Consider the following 18,415-nt stretch of genomic DNA (forward strand, 5'->3'; position numbering starts at 1 on the left):
TTGCTGATTTTGTGTTTTCAACAAAGGGGGATTTAAATGAAAAAATGTTGGATTATATTCATCATTAGTTTACCGATATTTTTTGTCTCATATGTCTACTCTTTTTTTATCTCAAGTAAAATCGCATACCTACCACAATCAGAATGTAAGCCTGAATTCATTTTCAAACCACAAGATGTTCAATACTGCAGTGATATTTATCCAATTGATGTCTTTTTAATAGCCTTACAGACAAACCCGATCTCATATATATGTCTGTTATCAGGGGTTTATATCGTTAGTTTTTTAGCCTATATCATTTATACAAACTTAAAGAACAGGATATAAGGAAGGGGGTGGCCGTGTTCGAGGCACACTCCCTTAAATTAACTCAATACATACCCCATACAACGTTCCGCAAACTCCAATACCTCATCCGAAATCGGATATAGGCCAGTCTCCTCGACAGGCTGTTTTCGTACTTCCCAGAATTTATCCATCAACTCTTTATCTCCTTGGAACATGTCATTTGATAGTTCCAGTAACCTGGTACCAATTTGAAAGCCTTCTTCTGACTCCGCCAGGACATTATGTTTAATACACCATTCCATTCGACGGATTAATGAAATGTATTGCTGGGTTGTTTCGTCGTTGTTACTAAGGTTTGGAACAGACTTTTGTAAGAGGACCTGTTCCTCTTCTGAAAAATAGTCCATCCACTTCTTTGAGCTGTGTGGTGAACGGCGGACCAGTTCGGAGACTCGTTCCCAGGGTAAAGATTCTTCCAGATCCATCATATGAATTAATGAAGTCGTATGAGAGATGCTTGTTTGAAGTGCCGAGAGTTGTTCTTGCAGGTAATTGTAGTGTGAGACTAGAACTTGTTTGAAAGATAGTTTATCTATTATTTGGCGAATATCCTCCAAGGGGAGTGAAAGGGATTTTAGGATGATGATTTTCTCTAATGTAAATAAGTCCTCTTCTGAATAATAACGTTTTCCACTTGCATCTTTGAAGCTTGGTGTAAGGAGATCAATTTGATCGTAATAGCGAAGTGTGCGAATCGATATATTTCGCTCTCTGGCTACCTCCCCGGTGGTCCATCTTTTCATTTTCATTCCTCCTGAAAAAAATGCTTGCAGGTGACGTAACGTCATCTCCTATAGTTGGATTATACCATATATAGGAAGAGGGAAGAGGAATGGAAAAGAGTCAAATGAACTGGAAAGCACAGGACCCGTGGGGTTGGAAAGAATTCATATTATTGATGTTACTTGAATTTGGTTTGGTGATCGGATGCATTAAATTCGTGGTTAAGCCCCTATATTCTCACTGGCTTGACAATGAACTGTATGCCGGAACGTTGATGGGGTTCACCATAGCCATTATTCTCCTTGCAGGTGTCTATCTGATTGCACTCCGTTCAAATAAGCTTTCCTGGAGCGAAGTAGGGGTCAAGCCATTCGAAGTGAAAGATTGGAAAATCATTATCTTCTATTCTGTCATCTTACTGGTTGGTGCCGTGATCATTGTAGTATTGACCAGTTTCATAGGAAATTCATGGGAGAACAGCAAAACAGAGGCCATGCAGCAGAATGCAACGTTCTTTACGATATCGATCGCCTTTATCTCAGCGGCGATCATCTCACCGGTATACGAAGAGATTTTTTATCGGGGTTTCTTATATCGCTGGTTGCGTACACGTATAGGAATTACCGGAGCTCTCTTACTAAGCTCGCTCATCTTTACCATTATTCATATCCCGACATACAACGTCATGCCGGTAAATTTCTTTAGCGGGATCCTTTTTGCTCTAGCGTATGAACGTACCCATTCGATCTGGCCATCGGTTTTGATCCACGGGTTGACGAATGGGATAATGGTTTTGCTGGCAAGTTTGGGGTAACTATAAAGAAATGCCAACTTTTATAAATGGGGAGAGTGTCCACATGTTCAACGATTTTAATTTCGAAACGATTTATCGTGAACGGAGTGTTTCTACACCACTTGTCGTCATGATGTGTGGTGTGGCCGGTTCCGGGAAAACGACATTCTCTCAGGAACTTGAGAAGAATGGGTTTGTGCGTCTTTCGATTGATGAAGAAATATGGGCAACTCATGGTCGTTACGGGATTGATTTCCCTATGGAAAAGATGGAGGAATACAAGAAAGAGGCAGAAAGTAAATTACGCAATGACTTATTGAAGCTCATTCACGATAAACAACAGGTGGTCATCGACTTCAGTTTTTGGGACCGTGCAAGGAGGGAGCAATATAAACGACTCATCGAAAAGTCCGGTGGCAAATGGAAACTGATTTATATAAAGGTTTCTCCTGATGACTTGCGTGAACGCCTTAAAATAAGGAATAAGCGCTTTGATGCCAATGCGTTCCCGATTACGGAAGAATTGTTAACTTCCTACCTGAAGGGTTTTGAAATTCCTAATGGTGAGGGGGAAATGGTTGTTGAGAATTAGAGTTCCGTTCTGCATCTAAACTTGAAATGGGTACTGGAGAGGGACAAAGGTACCTGTCCCTGTGGTTCTGTGGTTCATCGTTCAAAGGCGAAAGGAGAGGAAGTGCTGATCACTTCCTCTCCTTTCGCCTCATCATCTAATCCCTCATATACTCATTCACCAACTCATAACATCTTTCCTTCGTCGACTCATATAAAGAGATGTACCACGCCACATTTTCAAACGTTCCACCTTCATACTTCAGTCTTTCTTTCTCGGCTTTCGCTTCTTTCTGTTCGATCCATTTTAATTGTTCCGCTTTTAACTCCTTCATGACCTCTGGAGATAGCTCTTTTTTCAAAAGGGAATAAATCTCATTTAATGCATCGTCATACTTTTCGTAAGACACTCCATAATAGTTTTTCATGGCGTTTGTGACGCCTTTATCTGAATCCTTCTTATCCGGCATGGCATCAAGTTCTTTTTGGATGTTGTCCAGTTTGTTCAGATATTCTGTTTTTCCGGCTACTTTAGTTTCGGGAGAACGTTCTGCCTCCTGACTACTGTCTACCTGAGAGTCGCGATCTTCCATTGATGATTGTTCCGATTGTTTCTCCTCGTTGTTATCGGATTCTACCGTGCTTTCTGTAGATGAATCATCTGTACTTGCTGGAATAGCATCTGATTCAGACTGATTAGAAGCCTCCTCTTCAGATGAATCGCTACATGCAGATAGGAAGACGAATAACATAGTTACTAAAACTGCCACGATAAACTTTTTCGATTTCTTCATATTTACAGCTCCAATTCCTTGATGAAAATGTGTTTATTGGTTTATTTTAACATATAAGGGAATTTCATTCTAACCTGTTTAACTCTCACTTTTGACGGTGAGCAAGTGACATTTCTCTGTGGATTTTCTATATCCTTACGAATCTTATACTGGTAAAATTAGGTGTATTCAATTAAGTGAACGACTCAGATGATTAAAAGGAAAAAACGCTTTAGCCTGTTTATAACTGAGCCAAGGGATTCACGGCTTACTGGGGGTGCCGAATGCTTGATATAAAAACAAATTACAGATTTAAAACAATAGAACCGATCAATAAGGGATGGTCGAGTGATAAGAAGTATTATATCGAAACGGAGACGGGTGAAAGACTGCTGCTTCGGACGGCTGACCGTTCCGAATATGAGATGAAGAAGAGTGAGTTTGAAGCGATGAATCGTTTGGCTGAAACGGGAATTCCCATGTCGAAGCCGTTGGAGTTCGGGATGTGTGAGAATGATAAAAGTGTTTATACGCTTTTTACTTGGTGTGAAGGAGAAGATGCAGCAGTGATGCTGCCTAAGTTGACCGATACGGAGCAATACGATTTGGGCTTGAAGTCGGGCCGTTATCTCCGGGAAATCCACAGTATTCCTGCGCCTGCTGATCTAGAGAAATGGGGAATGAAATTTAATCGCAAAGTGGACAGCAAAATCAAGCAGTACCATGACTGTCCGGTGAAAATCGAAGACGGCGATCGAATTATTGCGTACATAGAGTCAAACAGACATCTCCTGCTAGGACGTCCACAATCGTTTCATCACGGTGATTATCACGTGGGGAATATGGTTATATCCCGAGAAGCCGAACTTTCCATCATCGATTTCAACCGGCATGATTTTGGTGATCCGTGGGAGGAGTTCAACCGCATCGTGTGGAGTGCTTCTGCGAGTCCTCATTTTGCCACAGGACAGCTCAACGGCTATTTCAACAGGAGGCCGCCGGAGGAGTTCTTCAAGCTCATGCTCTTTTACATCAGCAGCAATATGCTGTCGTCCGTTCCATGGGCCATGGCGTTCGGGGAAGAGGAAGTGGCCGTCATGAAGAAGCAGGCGAAGGAAGTACTGGGCTGGTTTGACGGCATGAACAATCCAGTGCCGACGTGGTACGTGGAAGACTTTTATATTCAGTACATGGATCAAATCCCTTACAAATTAAAGGCTCCTTTCGACTTCTCTTTCATCGAGGGATATGGGGAGGTCTTCAAGGTGTATGACGATCAGGACTCCGGCAATATCTGTTTCGGGGTTGATAATGGTGACCAGAAAATGTTTATTAAATTCGCCGGGGCTCCTACAGTGCGATATGAGGGCAAACCGGAAGATGCGGTCGAAGAATTGAAGGCAAGCGTAAAGGTTTATGAAGATTTGGCACATCCCCATTTGGTCAAGTTGCTTCGTGCGGAAGAAGTCGGCGGTGGTTTTGCCGCCATATTTGAATGGACAGACGGGGAGTGCATGGGGAAGATGTATCCCCTATCCAGGGAGACATTCATGGAGATGCCGGACAGCACAAAGATGAATGTATTCCATGACATCCTCGGTTTTCACATTCATGTGATGGAAGAGGGGTATGTGGCCATCGATTTTTATGACGGCAGTATCCTGTATGATTTTTCAAAAGAAAAGACCCTGATCTGCGATATCGACCTCTATTCCAAACGCCCCTATATCAATTCAATGGGAAGAATGTGGGGATCCTCCCGATTCATGTCGCCGGAGGAATTCGAACAAGGCGCTGTGATCGATGAAATCACGAATGTGTATCTGATGGGTGCCACCGCCTTTGCGTTGTTTGGCGGGGAAAAAGACCGGTCCATCGACAAATGGCGACTAAGTGAGAAGTTATATAAAGTGGCCTTGAAAGCCGTGAGCGAGGATCGAGAGAAGCGTCAGCAGTCGCTTGAGGAGTTTAAGAGTGAGTGGGGCTGGGGGACAGGTACGTTGTCCCGGACTTCGGAATGATCTAGAATATGGAACACAATCATCTGAACATAAAAGGGAGCCAAGGTACCTGTCCCCATGGGTAAGCCATGGCTTACCCATGGCTTAAAAGATTATCAATATAATAGAAAGGTGGTAGATTTTTGTTAGAAACCAAACGTCTTATAATCAGAGAAATGGTGCAGTCCGATTATGAAGCATTGTGCGGAATATTGTGTGATGAGGAAGTAATGCGTGCTGCTTATGAAAGTGCATTCAACATAGAAGAAGCACAAAATTGGCTTAACAGACATCTTAAAAGATATGAAGAGTATGGTTTTGGACTTTGGGCTGTTGTATTAAAAGAAACAAACGAAATGATTGGTCAATGTGGATTGACAATGCAAGGCTGGAGAGAAAATGAAATTTTGGAAATAGGATTTTTGTTTCAAAAAGCGTATTGGCACAAAGGTTACGCAACAGAAGCGGCAATTGCTTGCAAGGAATACGCTTTCTCAGTTCTTAATGCAAATAAGGTTTATTCTATTATTAGGGACACAAATGTAGCCGCTCAAAAAGTTGCTGTTCGAAACGGTATGAATATTATTGATAGAGATACTAAGAAGTTTAGGAATATAGATATGGAATTTTTTCTGTATTGTGTAGAGCGAACAAAATGAGTAGGTGAAATTGAAAAAGGCTTCCATGACTGTTTGAAATGGAGCTAACTGGGAACGATAGCGCAATAAACCGCCTTTCAACAAAGGCGGTTTTTTTGTGCTTAAAATCAACATTAAAGATTAACATAGCCTATTTTTAAAAAAACTTCCTATCCTGTACACACATTGTTAATAGTTTCGTAATATTTTCCCTCTAAGATGAAATCATCAGCAAAGTTCAACCGAGCAAAATCAATAGAGGAGGAAATAACATGCTAGAACATAACAATCAAAATGAAGAAATGAAGCATATAGAATCGGAAAATTTGGAAGGCGTGAAGAAAGAAGAAATGCAACGAAGCCCGAAGCCGAAGAAGCCTTTTAAAGGACGGGGATTCCTGAACACTGTAGGTGCCGGGATCATCGGTTCGGTCCTGACGCTGACAGTTTTGCCTCAAACGGATTATTATCAGAACCTGGCTCAGCCGGGCATCGAACAGTCGGCAGGTGACAACGGGCAGGTGGAGTCTTCGGGTGATTCGGGGATCAATCCTACAACGGTATCAACGGGTAACGGCGATGTGGCGAACATTGTGGAAGATGCCTCTGAATCGATTGTCGGAATCGTCAATTATCAGCAGCAGAATGGCATGGGTGCATCTCAAGTTGCTCAGGCAGGGACAGGTTCAGGAGTTCTCTTCAAGAAAGAGGGGGACAGTGCTTATATCATCACCAACAATCATGTCATTGAAGGGGCTTCAAAGATTGAGGTGTCTCTCTATGATGGTGAAAAGACCGATGCGAAACTGATCGGAGCCGATCCACTGACGGATCTTGCCGTATTGAAGATCGATGGTAAGTATGCAGACAACCTGTTGGAGGTGGGGGATTCCAGTGCATTGCGCGCCGGTGAACAGGTGATCGCGATCGGGAACCCACTCGGACTCGATTTATCAAGGACGGTTACACAAGGAATTGTCAGTGCCGTCGATCGAACGATTCCAGTGCAGACTTCTGCAGGTGAATCTGAATTGAATGTCATCCAAACCGACGCGGCCATCAATCCTGGAAACAGCGGTGGTGCGCTGCTGAATTCAAAAGGTGAATTGATCGGGATCAACAGTGCGAAGATCTCGAACTCCGGTGTTGAAGGCCTTGGATTTGCTATTCCAAGTAAGGATTTCCTGCCGGTCGTCAGTGAAATCATCGAAACGGGGAAAGTGGAGCGGCCGTACATCGGGATCGGCATGACGAATCTTTCCGATGTTCCGCGCCATTACCTGCCGGAGCTGCCTAATGAAGTGGAGGCGGGTGTGGTTGTCGGGAGTGTTGATGAAACATCAGCGGCATCAAAAGCCGGTGTCAAAGAGGGCGATGTCATTACGGAGCTGAATGGAAAAGAAGTAGTGGATGTGGCCGACTTGAGAAGGCAGTTGTACGGTGACCTGAAAGTCGGGGATAAGATCGACCTGACCATCTTCCGCGATGGTAAAGAGATGACAGTCAGTCTGACTCTTACAAGTAATGCAATGATGAATGGATAAAGTGGGGGTCTGGATGGTGTCTGGTGCATGGTTAGTGGAATGTACCAGGTACAAACCGAGTAGAATGTACCAGGCACAATCAGATTGGAGTGTACCAGGTACAAACCGACCAAACTGTACCAGGAACAAACCATCCAAATTGTATCTGGCACCACAAAAACAACCGGATAAATACAAATAATTGAAGATAAAGGAGTACGGGTGAGTGGATAAAAAGAAACGTTCGATCACATTATGGAGTGTCGTAGGGGGCATTATCGTCGTCGGCACGATGCTTGTTATGTTCGGCTTTTCAAAGGATGAAGTGGTGGCGAAGGTGGGGGACAAGTCGATCAGTAAAGAGGACTTGTACACGACACTTGTGGATCAGTATGGGGATGCGGCCCTGGATACACTGATTGCCGAGAAGATAGTGGAGCTTGAGAGTGACAAGAAGGATCTTACAGTTAAGGACAGTGAGATCGAAGAGGAGCTGGAGTCAATCAAAGAGTCCTATGGGGGCGAAGAGGCTTTCAATGAGGCATTGACTTCAAGCGGAGCGAGCCTTGAGAGTGTCAAAAAGAATGTCGAATCGTTTTTGTTAACGGAAAAGCTACTGAAGGACAGAGTATCGATTTCGGATGATCAGATAAAAGAATATTTTGAAGCAAATAAAGATTCTTTTGCTCAAGAAGAACAGGTACAGGCAAGCCATATTCTTGTAGAAGATGAGGAGACGGCAAAGGAAGTGAAGAGCAAGCTAGATGACGGAGGGGATTTTGCGGAGCTTGCGAAAGAATACTCCACTGATACGTCCAATGCCGAGTCAGGTGGAGAGCTAGGGTTTTTTGCAAAAGGAGAGATGGTGACGGAATTTGATGATAAGGCGTTTGCCATGAAGAAAGGTGAAATCAGTGAGCCTGTGAAGACGGAATTTGGCTATCATATCATCAAGGTGACGGACAAAAAAGAAGCGAAAGAAGCGGTCCTTGACGATCATAAAGAGGAAATAAAGGATATCCTGTTTGATCAGGCACTGCAAACGGAGTATGGGACGTGGCTTGAGGAACAGAAAGAGGAGTACCAAATAGAAAATTTATTATAAAGTTCATGATCCGGCAATTGTTTGTTCATGATTTGGTCATAACTTGTGGAGAAAATGACAGGGCAGGGGATCGAATCCCGACTTCATCGTCAGCTATATAGATGGGTCCGATACCTGCAACACAAAAAAGGAGGAAATGAAAATGAATAAGAAAACACTGACGTATGTACTGACAGGTGTCTTATCTGTCGGGATCCTGGGAGCTCTTCCAGCCTTTGCTGCCGAGGAGGACACGGCAAAGAATAACGATTCGGCGGTAGTAAGCGGAAAGTCGGAGCCGGCATTTGGCGGGCATCGCGGTGGTGGCCACGGGAAGTTCCATCTGAATGAGGAACAGTTGAAGGAAAAAGCAGAAGAACTTGGGATCGACACCACCGATAAGGATTCACGGGAACTGGCAAAAGAGATCATGGATGCTGAACTCGAAAAAAGAGCGAAAGAATTGGGCATTGAAACAGAAGGAAAAGATCACCGTGCCGTCATGGATGAAATCCGTCAGGCGGAACTGAACAAAAAAGCGAAAGAACTGGGGATCGCAACTGAAGGAAAAGACCAGGAGGATCTCGCTCAAGAGGTAAGGGAAGCGCTAGTGAAACAAAAAGCAAAAGAACTTGGAGTGGAAACCGAGGGCAAGCAACTGGACGAGCTTGCAGATGAAGTAAGGGAAGCAGCACTTCTGAAGCAGGCAAAAGACCTTGGAATTGAGACAGAAGGAAAAGGTCATCATGAATTGAAACAAGAAATATTCGAAGCTTCTATTTTAAAAGCTGCCAACGAACTTGGCGTTGAAACAGAAGGAAAAACGTCGAAGGAACTGATGGAAGAAATCATGACCGATCATGCCGACGAAGCGAAGAAACTGGATTTCTTCCCATTCAATAAGGAAGAGGGCTTCTTTTTCCACAAGGGCGGTAAGGGCCATCATGGCGGTCCGGGTCATGGAAAAGGTGAGCCTGAGGCCGAACCGAGTGAAGAACCGGCAGCCGAATCTCCAAGTGATACATTATAGGACGACCCTGCCAGGGAATCCCCGCCAAGTGAGCGGGGATTTTCGTTGTGAGGAAAAAATTAGAACTGAGTAGTAAAAACGACTATAATTTAGATAGAAAGAAGTCGGGAAAGGAGCGATGTTGATGAACGTGCTGGTAGTAGAAGACAATAAGAGTGTCACGTCGATGCTTGAGATGTTTTTTATAAAAGAAGGAATTCAAGGAGAGTTTGTCCACGACGGGGCTGATGGATACCGGCGTTATAAGGAAGGGAATTGGGATCTTGTCATCCTGGACTGGATGCTGCCGGGGATGGACGGCGTCACCATTTGCAGGAAGATCAGGGAGGAAGGGTCCCAGGTGCCGGTCATCATGCTGACGGCGAAAGACAGTGAATCGGATCAGGTGCTCGGCCTCGAACTCGGTGCCGATGATTATGTGACTAAGCCCTTTTCACCCCTTGCTTTGATGGCAAGGATACGGGCTGTCACACGCCGGTATCAAGGAGAGAAAAACAGTGGGGCAGGAACCCAGGATGTCTCTACGACAGACTTTCAAATCAGTAAGGAAACCCGTGAAGTCCTTCTGAAAGGCGTTCCCCTTACGAATCTGACACCGAAAGAATTTGAATTGCTCTATTACTTATCCCGGCATCCGCGTCAAGTGTTCTCGAGGGAGCAGCTTCTCGAACGGGTATGGGGATATGATTTCTACGGGGATGAGCGGACAGTCGATGTGCATATCAAGAGGCTTCGCAACAAAATCGGCAGCAAGGAAAAGCCGTACCTGCATACGGTCTGGGGAGTAGGGTATAAATTCGATGAGACGGCGGCCGGGGATGAAAGTTAGATATCTTTATCAGCTGCTTCTCAGCCATACAACCGTACTCATCATCGCCTTCATGATCCTCGGCCTCCTGTTTTCCCAGTATGTCGAAAATCTTGTCTACGAAAATAAAGTCACGGAACTCAGGTCGTATGGGGATAAAATTTTATCTGACCTTGAAAGGCCAAGTCCGAGAAGACCTCTGTATCTTGAAGAATACAGCAACTTGCTTCATGCCCGGAACATCGATGTGATCACGTTCAATCGTCAAGGTGAGGTATCTTTCTCCAGAGGAGGGGTGTACCCGCGGATTGAGCTTTCGAAAGAAGAGTGGCAAAAAATCGAACGAGGTGAAACCGTACCACTGAAAAAAGATTTCGGCCGTTTTGACCAGGCTGTATCCCTCGTCATCATGCCAAGGATCATCAATGATCAACTGGCTGGCGGACTGATCTTGATTTCCCCGATCAGCGGCTCGAGGGAAATGCTGAGTGAGATCAATAAATATCTTCTATATATCGTGCTCCTTTCACTGGCGATTTCACTTTTGATCAGCTTGTTCTTATCAAAGCTTCATGTGAAACGGATTCAGCGGATCAGGGATGCCACTTCCCGTGTGTCATCCGGTCATTACGATGTTCGCGTCCCAAGCTCCAACTTCGATGAAATCGGTGATCTTGCCGAAGACTTTAATGAAATGGTCACGAAACTCCAGGCATCCAAAGAGGAAATCGACAGCCTGGAGAACCGGAGAAGACAGTTCATGGCGGATGTGTCACACGAACTGAGAACACCGTTGACCACAATTCGCGGTGTCATCGAAGGAATCCGGAACGACATGATCCCCGAAGAACAGAAAGAGAAGAGCTTCGGTCTCGTCAGCGAGGAAACGAGGCGCCTGATCAGACTGGTGAACGAAAACCTGGACTACGAAAAAATCCGTGCCAACCAGGTAGCGATCACGAAAGTCACCTTACCGTTACTGGATATCTTCGAAGTCATCAAGGAACAGCTCGACTTGCAGGCTGAAGAACAGGGGAACACCATCAGGATCCATGCAGATACTGATGCCAAGGTACATGCCGACTACGACCGGCTCATTCAAATATTGATCAACATCACGAAAAACAGCATTCAATTCACTTCTGGAGGAACGATCACGTTAAGCGGCTCGTCTTCAATTACAGAAACCGTCATCGAAATCGAAGACACCGGAATCGGCATGGACCCCGAAGAAATCAGCTCGATTTGGCGCAGGTTTTATAAAGCTGATCTGTCCCGGACGAATAATCCATACGGTGAATTCGGCATTGGACTATCGATTGTGAAGCAATTGGTGCTCATGCATGAAGGGACGATCGAGGTGTTCAGTGAGAAAGGCGAGGGGACGAAATTTGTGATTCGGCTGCCTCTGTGAAAGGGGGTCCAAGGGGACAGGTACCTTGTCCCGGACTTGGATTGGAGACGTGATACCTCTCCCCTTGACCTTAAAGAAAAAAACCGCATGGATGGTTGAATCCATGCGGTTTTCCTATTGATCAGTTCAACTCTTCAAGAAATGCTTTTTTAAACACATCCAATAGATATTCCAGTGTGATGGGATCACTATACGTGATCGCTTTCGTATCTAATTCTATAACTCTATTGTTTTGAACGGCAGGGATGTTCTTCCATGTCTGTGTTTCCAGGAATGAACCGTCACCGTCCTGGTTTTTACTAAGGACGATATAATCTCCCGCAAACTCTGGAAGTACTTCTGTGCTTAGTGCAAAGTAGCCCGGTTCTAATGCATTTTCTTTCACTTTTTCAGGCATTTCGAGTTTCATTGTTTGATATAATAATTCGGTGCCACGGGCCCAGTTGTTCCCAAATACATAAGCCGACTTCGTATCGTATTCAAAGACCGATACCGTGGCATCCTCACCGATTTTTTCTTTGATCTCTTTCCCGGCTTCTTCTGCACGGGTAGTGAAATCTTCCACCCAATCTTTCGCTTCCTTTTCTTTATTAAGAAGCTTACCAATTTCGATTTGCTGTTCCAAGTAATCCAATTTCCCCCACGTATAGGCAACCGTAGGAGCGATTTCACTCATCTTATCAATATTTTTCGAATGGGAGCCCACGATGATCAGGTCTGGCTCAAGCTCAACGATTTTCTCGATGTTTTCCTCTGATACTACTTCAATACCCTCCAGCTTCTCTTGAAACAGGGGATTCATATTCGTCCATTCATCGACTCCGACAATTTCACCTTCCAAGGCAAGCACATTTGGTGCGTTCGAAAGCGCCACAATGCGGGTAGGGTTTGCCGGAACCTCAACAGGGCCGGTTTCAGATTGATATGTAATGGTTTCGGATTCTGCTTTCTGATTAGTCTTTGCTTCCTTTTGTTCAGTCTTTGACGTCTCGGTGCTGCCACAAGCATGAAGAATGAAGATGGCCAAGAGCAGGAAGGGGATGAGTATTTTTTTCAATTTGCTTTCCTTCTTTCTAATTAATAGTGATAATCATTCTCAATATAGTTCTAAATATACAGAGAATGATTATCATTGTCAATAAAATTCTGCAGTGATTCAAAAGCTTGGATTGGGAAGATACTTTTAATGGGAGGGGGCTTTTTTAAAAGGATCATAAACGGTTTAGTTTAACGTGACGTTCCTTTGGAATCTTTATGATATCATTACAAAATATGGGTAATACCTCTATGTTAAGGCGGTGAAATAAATTGATTGATCAATTAAAAAAACTCGTAGAGCATTCAACAGATGACGAAGTGAGATCCCTTCTATTCCACATGCTGCTACGAATCTATATGGCGGAAGAAACAGAGCAAGCCCAGCTGTTAAGAGATTTGAAGAACACCTATCAGAATTTTGTGGAGTATAAAAGAAGTCAGGCTGTGACAGAAGAGACCTATGAATCCATCCATATCTTGTTTGGAGATTCTGCATCCGGCAGTTTGAAAATCGCGTTAGAAGAAAGGGATGTGGGAGACGTTAAGGTGCTCGCTTTTTCGGATGTGTTCTCCATCGGTCCCGTATGGAAGCTGCATGAAGAACGGGGGCTTCATCACCGGTATGAATGGCTCGAAAATCATATTCTTTTTGAAGGTGATGAACTAACGGAATTCCATGAAAGTTTCAATGAAACGATTTCAGAGATTGAGGCGATTCCTGACCATATCCCCATTACAATTTGGATCGGGGGAAATGCTCACGAACAAACGGCCATGCGATATGTTCTGTATCTATTAAAAGGAAAGCCAAACGATCTGTATATCATGGATACAAACCATTCTCATACCTTGCACACTGGAGAACTTTCCCCAGAAAAAGTAGGGCTGATGTATAAAAAAGAGTCTGCTCCATTGAATAATGATCAAAGAATAGCATACGAAGAGGAGTGGCAAGAGCTGTCTGCCACACAGGAAGTCTTGAGAATCTGGGAGAATGGTGAAATAAAAAGGGTCCGGGAAGATTATTATGATGAGTACATCATCCATACAGCGGAAAAACTGCATAAAGAGTTGGAGAATCAGGGGTTCATGAAATCAGCTCGACTGATAGGTGAAGTGCTTGGACATGTTGAACAATATATCGGTGACGGATATTTTGAGTATCGAGTAAGGCATTTAATCATGAATGGAGTATTTGAGATCAAAGGGGTCCCGAAAGCGATGAGGTTTTATAGTGTGAAACGTAAATGAAATGGGCGGTTTTTCACGCCCATTACTAATCCTGCTGCTTCTTATCCAGCTTGTCAGAAATGCTTTGCAGAATCCGGTTCTTCTCTTGCTGGATCTTTAGGAATTTCATCAAGAACCAGATGATGAATACAATGGGAGCAAGGTAAAACAAAAGGGTCAATAGTGGGAAAATGCTAAACAGGACATCATTGGACATGGAAGAGTCTCCTCTCGATTGTTGGATAATTATAACATATGTACGGGTGGATGATTCTTTAATTTAAACAAGGAGGAGAAAGATTGATTCAAGGACGCCTCCGGATTTATCTGAACAGGCTATGAAAATAGATGAAGTAAATAAAATCTCCAAAATGAACAATCACTACAGCGGTTCTTCAAGTTGAATATACAAATGAAAAATGGTCAGCACCTAAAAGCCCTGACCATTTTCCAACTAACCTTCTATACTTGATTGAGGTTTCGCTTCTCCACCAGCACCAGGTTTTAAGGCAGTGGCCGTTATCACCAACATGCTCCCCAACCCAATCCATACAAGCGTTGACACAGAAGAACTCCACGTCAACCCTTTTCCGAAGAAGAACAATTCACGTAAACCTTCTACCATAAATCGCATTGGCAGCCATGAATAAAACCAATCGCGATAAAACGAAGACATCATTTCAGGAGCCATGGCAAGCAGTGGTGCCCCGAAGAATAGCATCAAGACAAAGAGCGGCATGCCCTTAAGACCGATCAGTGAAAGAATGCTTGAGATCATGAGATAAAAGCTGAATGACTTCAGACTCAGGAACAAGGCGGTATCGGTCATATCCGGGATAGTGAATCCAATCAGCCCCTCAGCCATCCAGGTTAAGCCAAATCCGACGACAAGGGAAACCAACGCCCCGATCAGGATCTGGATGAACTTCGCTGCAAGCTTTTCCTTCCGGTTTGCTAAGGATAATTTGCTGACAGCGAGATAGATGATCGCCGCACTTGCCATGCTTGCCATCCAAAGTGGCTGGAATAGTGATACCGGAGCGTTCCCGTTTGCGGTATTCGTCCCGATTTCATTGACGTTGGTCACGTTTTTCGTAATCGGGGTTACCAGGCTTGAGACTTGTTTTGGCGTCAGAGTGAGCCCTTGTTTCTCGAATCCATCAATTAGTTGTCCTCGGACCGTGTTGTTCATATTATCCACGACGCCATTCAAGATCTGCCCGGCAGCCGTTGAAGCCATCGTATTCATCCCTTGATTAATGAAGATTTCGACTTCAGGGGAAGAGGGTTCCGGCGTTTGCAGGGAAGCCTGTTTCGCACTGAAATCTTCCGGAATGACGAGTGCTGCGTAATACTCTTGGCTATCTAATCCTTTTTGTACAGCTTCTGTGCTTTTTACTTCAATCCATTTGACGGCAGGGTCTTCATCGGTATTTGACTTTGACATCGTTTGGATCTTTTCAACCAGTGTTTCGCCCATATTCATCTTTGGTTGATCCGGAATCTGTACACCCTGATCTTCATTCACAATCGCAATCGGCAAATTCTTAGGTTGCGGTTGAACTGATGGGAACAGGGTCAGGGAGAAAATAAAGATAATGGCCAATGCAATGATGGGTGAGGCCAGCACCAGTTTGTTTTTGAAGATATTCATATGTTTGAACCTCCGTTTAGGAAAAATGAAAAAGAAGTGAGTAATCACTCACAAATAATATTACTCCCTTTTTTCCTAAAGTCAATAAAAAGTGAGTGATCACTTTTTGATTTTTTAAGTTGGGTGTCAGACCCTTTTCCTCATCCACCCGCCAATCGCCACACAATTAACATAAATCACCTAATCCACTACCCGGACCTTCCTGTTATAGTTATAGTACAATGGATGGAAGTAGAAACATGTCTATTAATCTAACGATGGTAGGGGAAATCAATCATGACACTGAAAAAGATAAAGAGCATCCTGTTTATGCTGCTTGGCTCGATATCCCTGGTGTTCGGGATTGCCGGCACTGTGCTTCCGGTTCTGCCGGGAGGTCCATTTTACTTATTTGCCGCGTTTTGCTTTGCCAAAAGCTCCAAGCGGATCGATCGTTGGTTTAAGAGCACAGTCATATATGATAAATACGTTCTCGCCCTCCTTCAAAAGAAGGGGATGACCCGGAAAGAGAAAATCAGGATTAACGTGACGGCTGATTTCTTTATCCTTCTTTCAGTCGTGTTCGTGGATATCCTGTTCGTCCGCATCATCTTAATCGGGCTCGCTTTATATAAGCATTATTATTTTATTAAAAAAATCGAAACGATATATCCGGAGTCGTATCAGGTGGAGAAGAGTCAGTAATCTATGGGGATTACGGGCTGGTAATGAACCAAGGAGTTACTGGAGACAATGCTAAAAAGATATCAATTAAAGAGTGATTTCAAAGGGTTCAAAAAGGGGGCCAACTTCTATTTGATTGCTGAATCTGAGTATATTGGCATCAAAGAATATGTTTTACGAACGAGAGACTTATCCACGAGAATGATTATTTCTGAAAGGGAAATGGAGAAATATTTTATTCCTTTGAAATGATATAGCCTTAAGACCTGTCGAGGAGACGGGTCTTTATTAGATACAAGATAAAGAACAGAACGATGGTGAAAAGGAGCCAAGGAACCTGACCCTTTGGTACCTATTCATTCACCTGCCTATCCAAAAATGCTCTAATTTCCTTATAAGCGATTATCTCATTCCGCTTCTTCGAAAACCCATGGCCCTCATCCTCAAAAAGAAGATACTTCACATCGAGCCCCTTTTCCTTCAATTGGCTCATGATACGCTCGGATTCCTCGATTTTCACTCGTGGATCGTTCTGGCCATGTATGATGAACATAGGGCTATTCATATGATCTACATAAGTAATAGGAGAGTCTCTTACAAGTTTGTCGTAATCTTTATCAGGGTTTCCCACCAACTGATTCATGAGTGGCTTCCAGCTATCCGGAACGTTCTGTAAAAAGGTGAGTAGATTGGATATGCCAAAGATGTCGACGATACCACAGAAATACTCCGGGTGTCTTCCTGCAAGGAGGAGGCTCATGTATCCGCCGTAGCTCCCACCCATGGCAAAGATCCTGCCCTTTTCCGCGATTCCTTCCTGCAGCAGCCAATCCATTCCTGCTACACAATCGAGCCTCGGGCCGTCTCCCCAATTCTGCTCCACCATCTTTTCGAAGGAGGCCCCGTATCCCTTGCTGCCCCTGAAGTTCGGTGCGAAGAGGGTGTATCCGCTTTGGACAAGGTACTGAAATAATGGTCGGTACTTCATTTGCTCTACCTTCTGGGGACCTCCGTGTGGGCATAAGATCGTATAGCCGTTCGGATATCGGGGTCTAAAGAGCAATGCTTCGATACTGAGTCCGTCATAGCTTTCATAGTGGACGATGTCCGGCTTGATCAAACTTCCTTCCTGTACGCCAAGCACTTTGGTATTGGTCACCTGGGTCCATTCACCGTCTGTGTCCCTCTTGAAAATCGTGTCAGTCCTGTCAGCTGACTGGCCTAAAACAAAAAGCGATCCTTGTCCCGTGATGATCATTTTATTGATGACATCACAGGGTGTGTCGATGGATACAAGCTTACCTTCCGAAACGTCATATTCGTATAATCGATCTTTCACACCCTCTTCCGTGGAAACCACTAAGCGGTCGGTACTGAGCTGGATGGAGGTGACTTCTTCCTGTTCCAAGGTGAAGACGGGCTGAAATTCATAGGTAGAAAGATTAAAAGAAGCGAGATAACAAAATTCTTTTTCATAGTTGGTCGTAAAATACACGATACCGTCAGCGAACAGAACATCACGGATCATATGGGGGATACTTGGATCCGGGACAAGTGGAATTCTCCCGTCAGTAGACTCATAGAACCCTGCTACATGGGTGTTGGAGTAGGTCTCCGTAAATACATAGGTCCCATTGGAAGAAACGGCTGCAACCACGACCGGAGCTTTTTCCCCTTTTTGGACGAGGGTGGTTTGATTGGTTTGTAAATCCGTTTTGTAGATATTCAATAACGGGTTTTCATGATTGGTAGAGTAGACCATTTCATTATTCGAAGTAAAGCAGGCATGAAAACAGGTCGAACTTGATTCCCTTTCATTGAAAGGAAGGGGAGTTCCTCCTGACAAGGGTAAATAATGCAGCTGATAGTTTTCATCACCTTCTTTCTCAAAGGTAGCGACGATGTAATCTGGACCGATATGAAGGAGGCTGCTTTTCTGGTTTATGGTCGTCAGCGGATAGGGAAATGTTTGGGGCAAATCCATGGCCCAGAGGTTATATTCCCCGTTCAGATTGGTACTGAAGACCAGCTTCTCCCCGTTTTCATTTACACTAAATGTGTTGATTTCAGTGGTTTGAAAGTATTGTTCAACTTCAGGCGATGGCATACGGATAGGACATTCCTCC

Annotated in this window: 19 protein-coding genes and 1 pseudogene; 14 read left to right on the forward strand and 6 right to left on the reverse strand. The window is 44.1% G+C overall.

Annotated elements, in window-relative coordinates; all coding sequences use genetic code 11:
* Positions 1-36 precede the first annotated feature (36 nt).
* Complete coding sequence (locus ACQKFO_RS09885) at positions 37-327, forward strand: DUF4306 domain-containing protein (protein WP_427598424.1); 291 nt, start codon at positions 37-39, stop codon at positions 325-327.
* A 38-nt stretch (positions 328-365) separates the two neighbouring features.
* Here the strand turns inward: ACQKFO_RS09885 and ACQKFO_RS09890 are convergent, their stop codons facing one another.
* Positions 366-1,091: a MerR family transcriptional regulator gene (locus tag ACQKFO_RS09890; protein ID WP_427598426.1), complete on the reverse strand. Its 726-nt coding sequence runs from the start codon at positions 1,089-1,091 to the stop codon at positions 366-368.
* A gap of 89 nt (positions 1,092-1,180) precedes the next feature.
* Between ACQKFO_RS09890 and ACQKFO_RS09895 the strand changes: the two genes are divergently transcribed.
* Both ACQKFO_RS09895 and ACQKFO_RS09900 read left to right on the forward strand, forming a co-directional pair.
* Complete coding sequence (locus ACQKFO_RS09895) at positions 1,181-1,885, forward strand: CPBP family intramembrane glutamic endopeptidase (protein ID WP_427598428.1); 705 nt, start codon at positions 1,181-1,183, stop codon at positions 1,883-1,885.
* 43 nt (positions 1,886-1,928) lie between these two features.
* Complete coding sequence (locus tag ACQKFO_RS09900) at positions 1,929-2,456, forward strand: AAA family ATPase (RefSeq protein WP_427598430.1); 528 nt, start codon at positions 1,929-1,931, stop codon at positions 2,454-2,456.
* Between the two features lie 136 nt (positions 2,457-2,592).
* Here ACQKFO_RS09900 and ACQKFO_RS09905 read toward each other — a convergent pair whose 3' ends face one another.
* Positions 2,593-3,228 carry a lysozyme inhibitor LprI family protein gene (locus tag ACQKFO_RS09905; RefSeq protein ID WP_427598432.1) on the reverse strand — a complete coding sequence of 212 codons (636 nt, stop codon included), beginning with the start codon at positions 3,226-3,228 and terminating at the stop codon, positions 2,593-2,595.
* A 263-nt stretch (positions 3,229-3,491) separates the two neighbouring features.
* Here ACQKFO_RS09905 and ACQKFO_RS09910 point away from each other — a divergent pair.
* The 8 genes and pseudogenes from ACQKFO_RS09910 to ACQKFO_RS09945 form a co-directional block, all read left to right on the forward strand.
* Positions 3,492-4,199: pseudogene (locus tag ACQKFO_RS09910) on the forward strand (phosphotransferase family protein); the annotation flags it as partial.
* Positions 4,200-4,397: 198 nt separating this feature from the next.
* Positions 4,398-5,228: a serine/threonine protein kinase gene (locus ACQKFO_RS09915; RefSeq protein WP_427598889.1), complete on the forward strand. Its 831-nt coding sequence runs from the start codon at positions 4,398-4,400 to the stop codon at positions 5,226-5,228.
* A 122-nt stretch (positions 5,229-5,350) separates the two neighbouring features.
* Positions 5,351-5,866, forward strand: coding sequence for a GNAT family N-acetyltransferase (locus tag ACQKFO_RS09920; RefSeq protein WP_427598434.1), 516 nt, complete (start codon positions 5,351-5,353; stop codon positions 5,864-5,866).
* Positions 5,867-6,117: 251 nt separating this feature from the next.
* Positions 6,118-7,389, forward strand: a complete 1,272-nt coding sequence (locus ACQKFO_RS09925) for a S1C family serine protease (RefSeq protein WP_427598436.1) — start codon at positions 6,118-6,120, stop codon at positions 7,387-7,389.
* A gap of 205 nt (positions 7,390-7,594) precedes the next feature.
* On the forward strand, positions 7,595-8,473 hold the full coding sequence (locus ACQKFO_RS09930; protein ID WP_427598438.1) for a peptidylprolyl isomerase: 879 nt from the start codon (positions 7,595-7,597) through the stop codon (positions 8,471-8,473).
* Positions 8,474-8,615: 142 nt separating this feature from the next.
* A complete protein-coding gene (locus ACQKFO_RS09935) occupies positions 8,616-9,482 on the forward strand; it encodes a hypothetical protein (RefSeq protein WP_427598440.1) in 867 nt (288 codons plus the stop codon).
* A gap of 124 nt (positions 9,483-9,606) precedes the next feature.
* Entirely contained in the window at positions 9,607-10,311 is a 705-nt protein-coding gene (locus tag ACQKFO_RS09940) for a winged helix-turn-helix domain-containing protein (protein ID WP_427598442.1), read from the forward strand.
* Positions 10,301-11,704 (forward strand): sensor histidine kinase, encoded by a 1,404-nt coding sequence (locus ACQKFO_RS09945; RefSeq protein WP_427598444.1) that lies wholly within the window; start codon positions 10,301-10,303, stop codon positions 11,702-11,704. Before ACQKFO_RS09940 ends, ACQKFO_RS09945 begins: the two co-directional genes overlap by 11 nt.
* 121 nt (positions 11,705-11,825) lie before the next feature.
* On the opposite strand, the gene ACQKFO_RS09950 is transcribed toward ACQKFO_RS09945, so the two are convergent.
* Positions 11,826-12,761 (reverse strand): iron-hydroxamate ABC transporter substrate-binding protein, encoded by a 936-nt coding sequence (locus tag ACQKFO_RS09950; protein WP_427598446.1) that lies wholly within the window; start codon positions 12,759-12,761, stop codon positions 11,826-11,828.
* 251 nt (positions 12,762-13,012) lie between these two features.
* Here ACQKFO_RS09950 and ACQKFO_RS09955 point away from each other — a divergent pair, with 251 nt between their 5' ends.
* On the forward strand, positions 13,013-13,993 hold the full coding sequence (locus ACQKFO_RS09955; protein ID WP_427598448.1) for a DUF1835 domain-containing protein: 981 nt from the start codon (positions 13,013-13,015) through the stop codon (positions 13,991-13,993).
* A 25-nt stretch (positions 13,994-14,018) separates the two neighbouring features.
* Here the strand turns inward: ACQKFO_RS09955 and ACQKFO_RS09960 are convergent, their stop codons facing one another.
* On the reverse strand, positions 14,019-14,189 hold the full coding sequence (locus tag ACQKFO_RS09960) for a hypothetical protein (RefSeq protein WP_427598450.1): 171 nt from the start codon (positions 14,187-14,189) through the stop codon (positions 14,019-14,021).
* A 237-nt stretch (positions 14,190-14,426) separates the two neighbouring features.
* On the reverse strand, positions 14,427-15,620 hold the full coding sequence (locus ACQKFO_RS09965) for a YhgE/Pip domain-containing protein (protein WP_427598891.1): 1,194 nt from the start codon (positions 15,618-15,620) through the stop codon (positions 14,427-14,429).
* A 282-nt stretch (positions 15,621-15,902) separates the two neighbouring features.
* Between ACQKFO_RS09965 and ACQKFO_RS09970 the strand changes: the two genes are divergently transcribed.
* Both ACQKFO_RS09970 and ACQKFO_RS09975 read left to right on the forward strand, forming a co-directional pair.
* On the forward strand, positions 15,903-16,310 hold the full coding sequence (locus ACQKFO_RS09970) for a YbaN family protein (RefSeq protein WP_262371814.1): 408 nt from the start codon (positions 15,903-15,905) through the stop codon (positions 16,308-16,310).
* A 48-nt stretch (positions 16,311-16,358) separates the two neighbouring features.
* The gene (locus ACQKFO_RS09975; RefSeq protein WP_427598452.1) at positions 16,359-16,541 is read left to right on the forward strand and encodes a hypothetical protein; all 183 of its coding nucleotides are present in this window, start codon (positions 16,359-16,361) and stop codon (positions 16,539-16,541) included.
* Positions 16,542-16,641: 100 nt separating this feature from the next.
* On the opposite strand, the gene ACQKFO_RS09980 is transcribed toward ACQKFO_RS09975, so the two are convergent.
* Entirely contained in the window at positions 16,642-18,396 is a 1,755-nt protein-coding gene (locus tag ACQKFO_RS09980) for a S9 family peptidase (protein WP_427598454.1), read from the reverse strand.
* Between the last annotated feature and the right edge of the window lie 19 nt (positions 18,397-18,415).

This window comes from Rossellomorea sp. NPDC071047 (genome assembly GCF_050270195.1).
GTDB lineage: Bacteria > Bacillota > Bacilli > Bacillales > Bacillaceae_B > Rossellomorea.